Source organism: Celeribacter marinus (assembly GCF_001308265.1).
Lineage (GTDB): Bacteria > Pseudomonadota > Alphaproteobacteria > Rhodobacterales > Rhodobacteraceae > Celeribacter > Celeribacter marinus.
This window is the reverse complement of record NZ_CP012023.1, coordinates 2752984-2765078: the sequence shown is the minus strand read 5'-3', so window position 1 is coordinate 2765078 and position 12095 is coordinate 2752984. Positions and strand designations below refer to the sequence as shown.

At 57.8% G+C, this 12095-nt stretch carries 8 protein-coding genes; 5 read left to right on the top strand and 3 right to left on the bottom strand.

Annotated elements, in window-relative coordinates:
* Position 1: 1 nt before the first annotated feature.
* From IMCC12053_RS13735 to IMCC12053_RS13715, 5 genes are all read left to right on the top strand, one after another.
* Complete coding sequence (locus tag IMCC12053_RS13735; RefSeq protein ID WP_062220002.1) at positions 2–3166, top strand: Ig-like domain-containing protein; 3165 nt, start codon at positions 2–4, stop codon at positions 3164–3166.
* A 54-nt stretch (positions 3167–3220) separates the two neighbouring features.
* Positions 3221–4558, top strand: coding sequence for a TolC family protein (locus IMCC12053_RS13730; protein WP_062220000.1), 1338 nt, complete (start codon positions 3221–3223; stop codon positions 4556–4558).
* Between the two features lie 404 nt (positions 4559–4962).
* Entirely contained in the window at positions 4963–7266 is a 2304-nt protein-coding gene (locus IMCC12053_RS13725) for an ATP-binding cassette domain-containing protein (protein WP_074906447.1), read from the top strand.
* Positions 7266–8435, top strand: coding sequence for an HlyD family type I secretion periplasmic adaptor subunit (locus IMCC12053_RS13720; RefSeq protein WP_062219997.1), 1170 nt, complete (start codon positions 7266–7268; stop codon positions 8433–8435). The genes IMCC12053_RS13725 and IMCC12053_RS13720 overlap by 1 nt, the downstream gene beginning before the upstream one ends.
* Before the next feature lie 21 nt (positions 8436–8456).
* Positions 8457–9062, top strand: a complete 606-nt coding sequence (locus IMCC12053_RS13715) for an NUDIX hydrolase (protein ID WP_062219995.1) — start codon at positions 8457–8459, stop codon at positions 9060–9062.
* A 6-nt stretch (positions 9063–9068) separates the two neighbouring features.
* Here the strand turns inward: IMCC12053_RS13715 and IMCC12053_RS13710 are convergent, their stop codons facing one another.
* Genes IMCC12053_RS13710 through IMCC12053_RS13700 form a run of 3 tightly spaced genes read right to left on the bottom strand, consistent with a single transcriptional unit; the run spans position 9069 to position 12091 of the window.
* Positions 9069–11165, bottom strand: coding sequence for a 3'-5' exonuclease (locus tag IMCC12053_RS13710; RefSeq protein WP_062219993.1), 2097 nt, complete (start codon positions 11163–11165; stop codon positions 9069–9071).
* The gene (locus tag IMCC12053_RS13705; protein WP_062219991.1) at positions 11155–11544 is read right to left on the bottom strand and encodes a response regulator transcription factor; all 390 of its coding nucleotides are present in this window, start codon (positions 11542–11544) and stop codon (positions 11155–11157) included. Before IMCC12053_RS13705 ends, IMCC12053_RS13710 begins: the two co-directional genes overlap by 11 nt.
* Positions 11545–11575: 31 nt before the next feature.
* On the bottom strand, positions 11576–12091 hold the full coding sequence (locus IMCC12053_RS13700) for a hypothetical protein (RefSeq protein ID WP_062219990.1): 516 nt from the start codon (positions 12089–12091) through the stop codon (positions 11576–11578).
* Positions 12092–12095: the final 4 nt, after the last annotated feature.

The following is a 12095-nucleotide window of genomic DNA, read 5'->3' as shown; positions in this document are numbered from 1 at the left end:
AATGGTAGGTTTGCAATTTACCGTCCGCAATAATGCGGGCGAAATCGACACAGGCAGTCTTTCTCTCGCGGGTGATGTCGAAGTCATCCGTATGGCGGGCATAGAAGACATTTCATTGAACACAACGCAGGCCGCGATTTCCGGTTATGCGCGCGACGGCGGGGATTTGATCCTCACGTTGGTCGGTGGCAAGGAAATTCGTCTCGAAGGCTTCTTTGTTGGCGGTGAAAAGGAGCTGTTGCTGTCCGAGCGCGGTTTTATCTCCGAGGTTGAATTTGCAGACACGGCTGAGGGTGAATTGCTGGCAAGTTACGGCGATGTCGATTTGTCGGGCAAGTGGAGCGAATACGACCAGTTGGTGTTCCTTGACCTTGAGCGGATCGAACCGGTTGTTGCGCCGATTGCCGCGCCATTGCTTGGCCCATTGTTTGGTCTTGGTGCAGGTGGTGCAGCTTTGGCGGCTGGTGCGCTCGCGAATGGTGATGGCGGTGGAAGTGATGGTGGTGGTGGTGGTGGCGGGTCTGCGCCCGACACATCTGCGCCTGATGTTGTCATTACGGACGGAACCGAAGGAACGGGTGCGATCGTCAATGGCGAGGGCTACGATAGTGGCAGCTTTACCATTTCGGGCGAGGGTGAGCCGGGTGCAACGGTGGATGTCACTATCAACGACACCACGGGTACAACCACGGTAAACGAGGACGGCACGTGGACTGTCGATTTCGACAGCGAAACGATTGAAGAGGGTGAATACACCACAGATGTCACCGTCACATCGACGGACGGGGCGGGCAACTCTACGACTGTGACTGATACGCTTTTGGTCGATACCGAAGCGGAAGACCTAACGTTTGATATGGTTGCTGGCGACAATGTCATCAATATCGACGAAGCCACAGGCGATGTGACCGTATCGGGAACCTCCGAAGCCGGCGCAACCGTTGTTGTCACAATGGAAGGTCAGCAGGTCGAAACGACCGTTGGCCAAGATGGCACATGGAGCGCCGTTTTTGACGGCACGCAATTCCCGTCTGGAACATACGATAGCACTATCTCTGCGACCGTTACGGACGCGGCAGGCAATGCGGCGAGTTATACGCATGACGTTCACGTCGACCTCGAAGGCGGCCTGACGGTGAACGCGGGCGGCGCGGGTGGTGACGGCACTGTAAACCTGTCTGAAATGAAAGAGAGCGTTGATTTGTCCGGCACCGGCGAGGCAGGCTCGACTGTGGTGGTGACGGTCGCGGGCGTATCGCGCTCGACAACTGTCGGTGAGGATGGAACGTGGACGGTCAACTACGCCAATGGTTCACTGCCCCAAGGCACCTATGACGCCAATGTGACGGCGGTGTCCACGGACGCGGCGGGCAATTCGTCGTCCACATCTGGCACATTCCATATCGACACTGAAATGGGTGTTGCGATTGATCCGAACCACTCGGGTGGCGACGAGATCGTGAACCTTTCGGAAAGCGGTCAACCGCTCACGTTCTCTGGCACAGCCGAACCCGGATCGATCGTTGTTGTCACGCTTCAAGGTGTGGAGATGACCACGGCGGCGGGCGCAAACGGCGTTTGGAATGTCACACTTCCGGCCGGTACGTTGCCTGCGGGTGAATACAACACAACACTCACGGCAGTTGCGACAGACGCGGCGGGTAACTCTGCGCAGTCAGCAACGTCTGTTCGTGTAGATACCGTGGCTGGCAATGTTGCCCTCTCGACCGGTCCGGTTGAGGGCGACAACGTCATCAACTTTGATGAGGCCGCTGATGGCGTCTGGATTACGGGTACGGCAACGCCGGGACTAAATGTGGTCGTGACGTTGGGCGATGCGTCGCACACGGTACGGGCCTCATCTGGTGGCTCGTTCGCGGTGAAATTTGCCGCAAGCGAAGTGGTCGCGGGCGAATACATGACCGAAGCTACGGCGACGATCACGGATGATGCGGGCAACACCAAAACGGTTACCCGCGCAATCGAAGTCGATACTTTTGTAAATGAATTCAATAACCTGTCTGATTTTGGCGGCTCCGATGGCGTTGTAAACAAAACAGAATCTGACAACGGTGTGAAACTGAACGGTCAAGTTGAGCCATATTCAGATGTGGTCATCACCGTGGGCGGGTCCGAGTTCTCGGTCACGGCCAATGGCACAGGTGCGTGGTCCTATACGCTTCCTGCGGGTACAATCCCTGCGGGCGAGGGCTTTGTTCCAATCTTGGTCGTAGCAACCGACCTTGCGGGTAACGAGGCACGTTTGTCCGACACGGTGACTTACGACACAATTGTGAACGAGCTTGGCATGGACGCCAATGTTGCGGGCGCGGATGGCGTATTTAACGGCGCGGAAATGGACGGTGGTCTGGTTCTAACGGGCGAAGTCGAAGCAGGGTCGCGCGTCTTTGTCACTATCGACGGCGTGCGCCAACAAGCAGAGGTGGACAGCAACGGCGGCTGGACCGTGACGTTTGAGGACGGTGTGATTGCGGGCGGCGAACGGTTCGCAGACGTGAAAATCGAAGCCATCGACAAATACAACAATACCTTGTCCGAGATGACACAGATCGAGATTGATACCATCGACACCGAACCCGTGGTCGAGGCGGTTATGCGCGACACCACCGGTGTACGGTCTGTTTCAATCGACGCTACGGCGGATGATGTCTCGGTCTTTTCTGTCACGGATGCGGGCCAAGTTACCGAAGTGGCCGCAACCGACATTGAGGTCGGCAGCGAAACTATGATGGTCTTTGGCAACAAGATCCCGAACGGGTCGCAAATCGTGTTGTCCTCTGAGGACACAGCGGGCAACCAATCTGATACTCTGTTTGTACTCGACACCACCAATGAACGCCCTGATGGCGCGATGTTCGATGTTGATCTCGACAATACCGGCCTTGACGGGTTCGAGCTTGGCGCGATTGATCTTCAGTTCGTCAACGGTGGTCAGGTCACGCTCAAGGCCGCTGACATGGATCGTTTGGCGGGCGTGGATGGTGCGATCACCATTCATGGCGGCGAAGACGACCGTGTGATCCTCGAGGGTGCAACGAACACAGGCCAATCGACGCAAATCGATGGCGCGACCTACGATGTCTATACATTGGGCGACGAGGGTCAGGTTCTGGTAGATCACGATATCGAAGTGGTGCTCCCGTAAGGACGTCTTGTGTCTTTTCGGGGTCAGTTCACGCAGGTGTTGAGTGAGGGTGTCATGCGCAAGGGTCTTTCAGTTTGTATCTTTATCGGGGCAACCACTGCTCTGTCTGGATGTATGGATGCGCCTTTGATGTCCAAACTCTCCGATGTCAAACCTGTGGCGTTTGTACGTGACCAAATGGCGGCTCCGGCCCCGATGGTGACGGGTGCGCCGCAACTTGCGGCGGCCAATTCTGATAGCGGATCCGAGATCATTTCGGGCCTGATTTCGCGGCGCAGTGTGTTGGATGCAGGCTCGCCCTATGACACGTTGGCATCGACGTTGCTTGAAACCTCATCAGGTGTGGCGCAGGCAGAGTTGCGTGCGGCCAAAATGCGGTCTGTGTCGCGTGATAAAAACTGGCTTCCCACGATTGGCCCTTCCATCTCGTTGACGTCATTGGGTGAATTCGCGGCCGGGTTATTGGTCAATCAGGTGTTGTACGACAACGGCAAGAAAAAGGCCGAGCGCGAATTTGCTGCCGCCGATGTCGAAGTGGCTGCGGTTGTCTTGGCTCAAGATGAAAACGACCGCGTTCATTCGGGGCTGGAGCTACTGGTTGTCGCCGCTGAGGCGCGCGAAAAAACCGCGATGGCGCAAAGTGGTCTAGGGCGGATGCGCGAGTTCAACCGTGTGGTTGGCGAGCGCGTGCGCGGGGGGCTTTCCAGTCTTGCTGACGAGCGTGTGGTGCATTCCAAAATCTCCGAGATGGAGCACGAGGCCGCGACCCACAGCGAGGCGCGTGATAGCGCGATTTCCGAATTGCGCTCTATGATGTCGGGCCACTCTGTGCCTGAATTGAGCGCGCCAAGTGGGATCAAATTGGCGTCCTCGTCCCTTGAGACATTGGATGTGGTGCGCGCACGGGCTGAGGCCAAACGCGCCTCTGCGGAGGCCCATGTGGAGCGTGCATCCTTGTTGCCCACTTTGTCCGCAACGGGATTGATTGGTAAGAATAGCTCGGCTGCTTTGGACTATGAGGGCAGTGGCCTAGGCCTTGGCACGCGCGCCGAAATGGAAGCGAGCAAAGCACGCGAGGGGGCGGCTCTCGCCCTTGTCGGTCGCGCGCAAGAGACCGCAGCGCGTCAGCGTTCGAGATTGGACAGCAGCCTACAGGCGTTGAGCCGCAAGGAGCGGGACGCCGCCGATCTGGTACAGCAATCACGTGCAAATTACCGCCTGTTCCAAGACCAATTCGAGGCCGGCAAAAAGACGGTCATGGATGTGTTGAGCGTCTATGAGCAGATGGTACGCGACGAGTTGAAACACATCGATGTCAAATACGAGATCGTGCAAACGCAATTGGAAGCGGCCCGTTTGGCTGGTGTCTTGGCGAACGGAGCAGAGATTTGAGCCGGGGTAGCAAATTGGCATTCAAGATTACGTCGGCGCGCCCTGTGGCGCCCAAAGACGTGTCAAACAAAGCCAAAGCCCCGAATGCCAAAGTCGGACCAATGACAGTCCATTTGGGTGGGCGGCCAAAAGCCGTGCCTGTGGCGGTGATCCCCGAGGTTGAGATCGTTGATCCGCACCTCGACAAGAAACGTGCCGCCGCCAAAGCGGTGCGGGCGATGGCGGCAAAGTCCGCCAAAGACGCCAAGGAGCGCGAAGAGCATCTTGCACGCGAGCAGGCCGAAGAGCGCCGTGCGCGTGAGGCCGCGAAAACCCAGCGATTGGCCCGTGCACGCGCCGCCACCGATGGGGGGGAGCCGCTCAAGAAGGACGCTGCAACCGTCAAAGCCGAGGCAAAGGCACGCATGCAAGCGCGGGCGCAACAAGCGGTCACAGTCGATCAGCCTGTTGTGGAGGCACCCGCGCCGCGCGCCCCCGAGGTTGCGCTACAGCCCGCGCCTCAACCCGTTGCCCCGCCTCAGATGGCCGCACCAGCTCAGCCACAAACTCGTCCCGAGCCTGTAGTGTCGCCAACGACAACGGTTATGCCTGTCGCACCCGCGATCTCAAAGCAGACGGTGCAGCGCGCGGAGCTTGTCACGCTTTTGGCCTCACGGTTCGGCGTGTTGGCCACGGTCTCTGATGTGATTGATAGTTTCGGACCGCAATCGGGTGATATTGCCCCAGCCACACTGGCGCGCGCGTTAAAAGACGTGGGACTGGATTCACAGGTTGCAACGGTGACAACGCTAAAGCCACGGCTGTGGCCCGCACTGGCGTATATGACATCGGGTCACATCGTTTTGGTTCTTGGGCAAGATAACGGCGTGCTCAAAATTCACGACCGCTCTGCGCCTGATCACACGGCCGAAGTGTTGGAGACGGAATTTGCGCCGTATTTTTCGGGCACGCTTGTGCGTGCGGGAAAGACACTTGATGCGCTATCGCGCTCTTATGTGCCGAACCTTGAGAGTGCGCATTGGTTTTGGGGGCAGTTCAAAGACTACAAACGCCAGATCGGTGAAATCGCTCTTGGGTCGCTTGTTGCCAACATGCTTGCCGTTGCTGTCGCGTTGTTCTCGCTACAGGTTTACGACCGTGTGATCCCGCATCAAAGCCAATCGACGCTTTGGGTTTTGGCACTTGGGGCGGGTGTGGCGATTGCGCTTGAGGCCGTTCTAAAACTTGCGCGTTCACGCCTTATGGATGGGTCGGGGCGTCAGATCGAAACCAAGGTGCAGTCGCTTTTGATGGACCGGATTTTGGGGATGCGTTCGGATGCGCGCCCCACCACGTCCTCGGGGTTGTTTTCGGCCATGCGCGAATTTGGGTCGGTGCGTGAGTTTTTCACCTCGACCACGATTGGGACAGTTGCCGATATTCCGTTCATCTTTTTGTTTTTCGCGCTGGTGGCGTCGATCGCCGGACCTGTCGTCTTTTTGTTGATGGCGGGTGCGGTTTTGATGATCGTACCGGGGTACTTTTTCCAAAAACGGATGATGAAACTCACCAAAGAGACACAAGGTGCATCGGCGCAGGCCTCTCGGTTGCTCCATGAGGCAGTGTTCGAGCTGGACACGATCAAATCGCAGCGTGGTGAGGATCGGATCAAACGGGTTTGGGACGAGTTGAACCTGTTGTCATCGGTGAAATCATCGGAGCAACGCAAGCTGGCAGGCCTGTTGACGTTCTGGGCGCAAGCGGTTCAACAATTGACCTATGTGGCGGCCGTTGTGGCGGGAACATATCTGGTCTTTGCGGGCGAGTTTACCGTCGGGACGATCATTGCCACGGGCATTTTGACCTCGCGGACTCTTGCGCCCTTGGCACAATTGTCAGGCACGCTAGCACGGTGGAGCAATGTCAAAACGGCGCTAAACGGTTTGGATGCGATTGCGGATGCGCCACAAGAGAGCGACCCGACACGGAGCTATTTGCGCCGCGAGCATATCGCGGGCGACTTTGCATTGCGCGAGGTTCAGTTTCGATATGAGGCGGACGGCGCGCCTAGCCTTGATATTCCCGGACTTGATGTAAAGGCGGGTCAAAAGATTGCTCTGCTTGGGGCCAACGGGTCGGGCAAATCGACCTTTCTCAAGGTGCTTGCGGGGTTGTATTCGCCAAGCCAAGGTCGTGTGATGCTGGATGGCGCGGAGATGAACCAGATTGATGCGCGGGATGTTCGGCGCAATGTCGGATATCTGGGTCAGGATGTGCGTTTGTTCGCGGGGACACTGCGCGACAACCTATCGCTTGGCGGATTGCCGCACGGCGATGACCGGTTGTATTGCGCGCTCGATTTCGCGGGGCTTGGCGCGTTTGTGCGTAGCCATCATCGTGGTCTTGATCTCGAAATTCGCGACGGAGGCGAGGGGCTTTCGGTCGGACAGCGCCAGTCAATAGGTTGGGCGCGTTTATGGCTTCAAGATCCCAGTGTATGCCTGCTTGATGAGCCGACTGCGGCTCTTGATCAAGCGCTTGAGACCAAGTTGATCAAGCGGGTGTCCACATGGCTGGATCAACGCACTGCGGTGATCGCGACCCACCGGATGCCGATTGTTGAGCTGACGGACCGCGTGATGGTCTTTAAAGACGGTCGTATGATCGTCGATGGCCCGCGCGATCAGGTCACGGCGCATCTTGCCAAGGCCCAAGGGGGCGCAAGCTGATGGTTACGCTTGATAACGTCCTTGAAAAAGATCTCGACAAGCCGGGTTGGGTGATCCGCATCGCGGGCTTGGTTGTGTTGGTATTTATCCTTTGGGCCTCGATTGCGACAGTCGATGAGATTGTCCGATCTGATGGTGAAATGATTTCATCGTCGCGCTCGCAGATCGTGCAAAACCTTGAGGGCGGCATTTTGTCGGAGATGCTTGTGCGTGAGGGGCAAACGGTTGAGCAGGGGCAGATATTGGCCCGTCTGCAAGGAACCGAATTTCGCACCTCGACCGATGATCTCCAAGAGCAGTTGGATGCGCTAAGTGTGCGCCAGTTGCGCCTTGAGGCAGAGCTAGAGGGCGCTGATGCATTCGTAGTTCCGGATGATTTGGCGGGACGGGTCGAGCGGGTTTTGGCCTCTGAGCGCGCTCTTTTGAATGCGCGCACTGCCGACTATCTGGCACGCAAAGATGGCGCATTAGCGGTGTTGACACAGGCCGAGGCCGAGCGTTCCTTGATGGAGGATATGCTCACCAAAAACGTTGTGGCATTGATCGAAGTGACCCGAGCGCGCAAGGCGCATTCGGATGCACAGGCGAAATACAACGAGACGGTGAGCCAAGCCGAGTTGAAACGGGCTGAGGAATATTCCGATACGTTGCGCGAAATAGCCTCTGTCAAACAGGCGCTGACATTGGCGCAAGATCAGTTGGGCCGCACGGTGATTACATCTCCCATGCGCGGGATCATCAACGAGTTGACCGTGACGACCATTGGCGGCGTTATTCGCCCCGGTGAGGACTTGGTCCAGATCATCCCGATTGACGAAGAGTTGTTTATTGAGGCCAGAGTTCGCCCCGAAGATATCGCGCATGTCGAGCCGGGTCAGGCCGCGACGATCAAACTGTCGGCTTATGATTATACGATTTACGGTGCGCTCAAAGGCACGGTCAAAGTTGTGTCGGCCGACACGTTCAAGGACGAGCGCGATCCAAAGGCCGAACCCTATTACCGTGTGACGGCAACCGTTGATTTGGGCGGGCTGACAGACCGTCAAAAGAACATCGAAATCCGCCCCGGTATGCGTGCACAGGTGGAATTGCACACAGGCTCAAAGACGTTTTTGCAATATCTTCTTAAACCGCTCTACAAATCGCGTGAGGCCTTTCGCGAACCGTAAGAGCGCGGTAGGCTTGCCCGTATGAGTGAGCTTCCTATCAAAGACGCAGCAACCGTGATTGTGATCCGCAAAAGCGGGCTGGATGCGCCGCGCGTCCTTCTTGGGCAACGCGGTCATGGTGCCGTGTTTATGCCCGGAAAATTTGTGTTCCCCGGTGGGGCGGTGGATGCTGCTGATTTTGACACGCCTTTGCACGGTGCTATGTCTGCGGTGTGTCAGGCGCGATTGGCGCGTGAGGTTGATCCTGCGTTGGCGCATGCCCTTCCTGTGGCGACACTGCGTGAGTTGCGCGAAGAGACCGGTTTGGTGATTGAGGATGTCACAGGGCTTTCGTTTGTGTTTCGCGCCATCACGCCACCCAATCGCCCCCGCCGGTTTGATGCGCGGTTTTTCCTCGCTGATGCGTCCCTTATTTCGAGCGATATGGACGATTTTAGTCGGGCCGAGGATGAGCTATCCCATTTGCAATGGGTGACACTTGAGGCCGCGCGGACGTTTGATATGCCGTCCGTGACACGGATTGCGCTACGCGAGGTTGAGGCGGTGCTACGCGCGCCGCTTCCCCCCGCGCATGTGCCGTTTTACGATCATCGCGGCGCAGTGGGGTCAATACGCTCTCTGGTGTAGGCAGCGTTACAAGTGGTCATTGGCATCTTGGAGCAGGCGTTTGTGTTTGCGCATCTGGACAAGCATCTCGCCAAAGGTATTGATCCCTCTTTCTTGCGCCATGCGCACCATTTTGATGAACACATCTGCGGTGGCAACGGTGTCTCCCATGGCAGTGTGGCGCGCTTCGGGCGCTATGCGCACGCCCAGACGATCGCAAATGGCGTCAAGTGTATGATCCTGACTTTGGCCAAAGACCACCGCGGACAGCAGCACGGTATCAAGAACGGGATTGGTGAATTTTGCGCCGATGTCGGCCTCGTGACGGCGCAGGAATTCTAGATCAAATGGTGCGTTGTGAGCGACCAGAACTGCACCGCGCGAAAAGGAATGGAGTTGCTTGCCGACGACACCAATTGCGGGGGCATCTTTGACCATTGCGTTGGTGATATGATGCACGGCGGTAGACGCGGCGGGGATGTCGCGACCGGGGTTGACCAAGCGATCAAGGGCCTCGCCATGAATGATCTTATTGTTGACGACACGCAGGGCGGCAATTTGGCATATCTCATCACCTTGAGACGGCAAGAGGCCCGTGGTTTCGGTGTCGAACACAACATAGGTCAGATCGGATAGTGGCGCGTCCATCACGTCCTTGGGCGGTGTTTTGGCGAGGAGGTCGAAATCATAGGCCACTGTGCGGCGACCCTGTGCGGTCATATGGCGACGATGCGCGTCGCGGATCGGCAGTTTGAGTACTGCTCGTGAGCCACGCCCCTGTTCCGGCCACAGCTCGGTCGCGTGTAGGTCAAGGATCGCGCGCCCCGTCATGTTGGCCAATCCGACATCGATCTCGCTGCGCATCCAGCCATCCAGACGATCCACAGCAAGCGGCTCACCCGACCATCCTAACGCAATCATAGCGCCGGTGTCCTCTGGCGTGATCAGGAGTGAGAGCGCCTTTGCCCCATCACGAGTGAGGTGTTGCGCGATATGGTCGATGAGGGAAATAATCTGTACCGCGTCGAGCGTGAGATCAAGGGGATCGGGCACGTCTGCGGATAGCGCGATCCCATCATCCTCAAGGCGCGCGGTGAGAGCATCGCACAGGTCAGCACCCCGTACGGTGCCCATCGGCCACCAATCGCTTTTGGCGTTCTCGTAGGTGGCGTCAATATCGTGGAACTCGGCAATGAGCGTGTTCAGCTCTGACATCATCGCGCCGTCCAGACGCGCGTCATGGCGCAAGGTGTCATCCGATGCGCGCGCGTCGAGCGCGGTTTTGAGCATGGCGACAGACGGGCGGAGCCGATTGACCACGCGGCGCAACAACGCCTCTCGTGTCACATGTGTGGCCAAATCGTCGGTGACGTCATCAAGGGTGAGCACATAGGGCGGCGTGGCGTCTCCCTCGCTCGGGGCGTGGGTGAGACGCAAACGTGCGGACACAGTATGTGCGCCATGGCGGGTCGCAATTGTGAGGGCGATCACGTGGCCGTCACCGCCTTCGCCGGCGCACAGGCGGCGGTAGGCGGAGAGGATGGGAGCGTCTCTCAGGTAGTCGAACACCGAATGATCCAAGCCCGGGGCGTGGTCGGCTCCGAGCAATTCAGCGGCAGCGCCATTGTAGAATGCCAGCTTGTGCGCGCCCGATACGAGGGCTACGCCAAGCGGGATATCTGCGCATAGGGCAGACAGTTTTTCCTTTTCCTCAACCAGACGTGTTGTCTCTTGGGCCACGGTTTCGGCCAACTGGTTGCGTGTGGCTGACAGGTTTTGGGTCACGGCGCGAGCGGCGGGTGCAAGATCCCCAAGGTAGCGAGCTGTACTTGCGTCTAGTTCATCCTCCACGTTCGCATGGGCGCGTGCCAACATGCCCCCTGAAAGCCGTTGGATCGGTTTGGCCACGTTTTCATCAAACATGAGCCAGATCCACACAGTTACGCCAAGGATGGCAAAGCTAGAGATCGCGCCAGCAAAGACAAATCCATTGAGGGCTTGGGGGATGGCGAGGCGGTGAAAGCCAAAATACAGGCCTGCGCACACTGCGCCAATGCCCGCCGCCGCAAGGAATGCGAAAAAGAGAAAGACGCGCAGACGCAGGGACCAGTGTTCAATGTTCATGGGGTGTCCCTTTCGAGAGGTGGTGCACGGCGGTGATGAGGTCAGTGGCCGCAAAAGGTTTCGCCAAAAAGGCGTCTGCGCCCATGGCCATTGCTTTTCGCTGTTCCGCAGGAGAGGTGCGGGCCGACATGATCAAGACAGGCGTTCGACCCAAATCAGGATCGCGGCGCAGCTGTTGGCAGATCTCGTAGCCCGACATTTCGGGCAAGGTCACATCCAAAATGACAAGCGCGGGGATCAAAGCGCGCAAATTGGGCAACGCCTGACATCCGGTCGCAACACGCGTGACATGATACCCCGCGCGTACAAGCAACAGCTCCACCGCGATTGCTATGTTGTCCTCATCCTCGACGAGCAAGATATGGTCTGGACCGCGCATGTGTGTCGTCTCTCCGTGTGCGGCGCGCGCCTTAGTTGAGGGCTGTGCACGCCTGTGTAAAAATCGGGTCGTTCTCTTCAAGTGTGATCCAATTCGCGCCGATCAGATCAGCGGCGAGATCATCCGAAAATCCCGCGAATATATCGGCGCGCCTGCCCAACTGGCAATCAAAGGCAACGGGCACAACCGCCCCCTTTTGCCATCTTGAGAGCAAGTATAGGTCAGTTGCCACAATGCGGTCTTTGATCTGGGTCTTGCCCATATCCACCGTGATAAATCGGGTGGTGACAGGGACCAAATAGGTCCATGGCCGCCAGATCTGTTTGCGCTCTACCGATGTCACGACAACGTGGTCGGGGCCGAGGGCCGCAGCGGTCCGGTCAAGCCACGAGTATTCGCTCCAAATCGCAAAGCCGAGCATGGCCAGACCGGCCGCCGCGGATGTGGACCAACGTGGCAGTGCGCCGCGTGTGAGCTTTTGGATCAGCATAACGATGCCGGCGGTGCCGCCCCCGAGGGCGATAACGGCGATGAATTCGAGGAGCATGGGG

What these genes read in the sequence shown, in the direction of transcription:
- IMCC12053_RS13700 (WP_062219990.1), bottom strand. Translation starts at nt 12,091, where the DNA reads ATGCTCCTCGAATTCATCGCCGTTATCGCCCTCGGGGGCGGCACCGCC.
- IMCC12053_RS13715 (WP_062219995.1), top strand. Translation starts at nt 8,457, where the DNA reads ATGAGTGAGCTTCCTATCAAAGACGCAGCAACCGTGATTGTGATCCGC.
- IMCC12053_RS13705 (WP_062219991.1), bottom strand. Translation starts at nt 11,544, where the DNA reads ATGCGCGGTCCAGACCATATCTTGCTCGTCGAGGATGAGGACAACATA.
- IMCC12053_RS13710 (WP_062219993.1), bottom strand. Translation starts at nt 11,165, where the DNA reads ATGAACATTGAACACTGGTCCCTGCGTCTGCGCGTCTTTCTCTTTTTC.
- IMCC12053_RS13735 (WP_062220002.1), top strand. Translation starts at nt 2, where the DNA reads ATGGTAGGTTTGCAATTTACCGTCCGCAATAATGCGGGCGAAATCGAC.
- IMCC12053_RS13730 (WP_062220000.1), top strand. Translation starts at nt 3,221, where the DNA reads ATGCGCAAGGGTCTTTCAGTTTGTATCTTTATCGGGGCAACCACTGCT.
- IMCC12053_RS13725 (WP_074906447.1), top strand. Translation starts at nt 4,963, where the DNA reads ATGCAAGCGCGGGCGCAACAAGCGGTCACAGTCGATCAGCCTGTTGTG.
- IMCC12053_RS13720 (WP_062219997.1), top strand. Translation starts at nt 7,266, where the DNA reads ATGGTTACGCTTGATAACGTCCTTGAAAAAGATCTCGACAAGCCGGGT.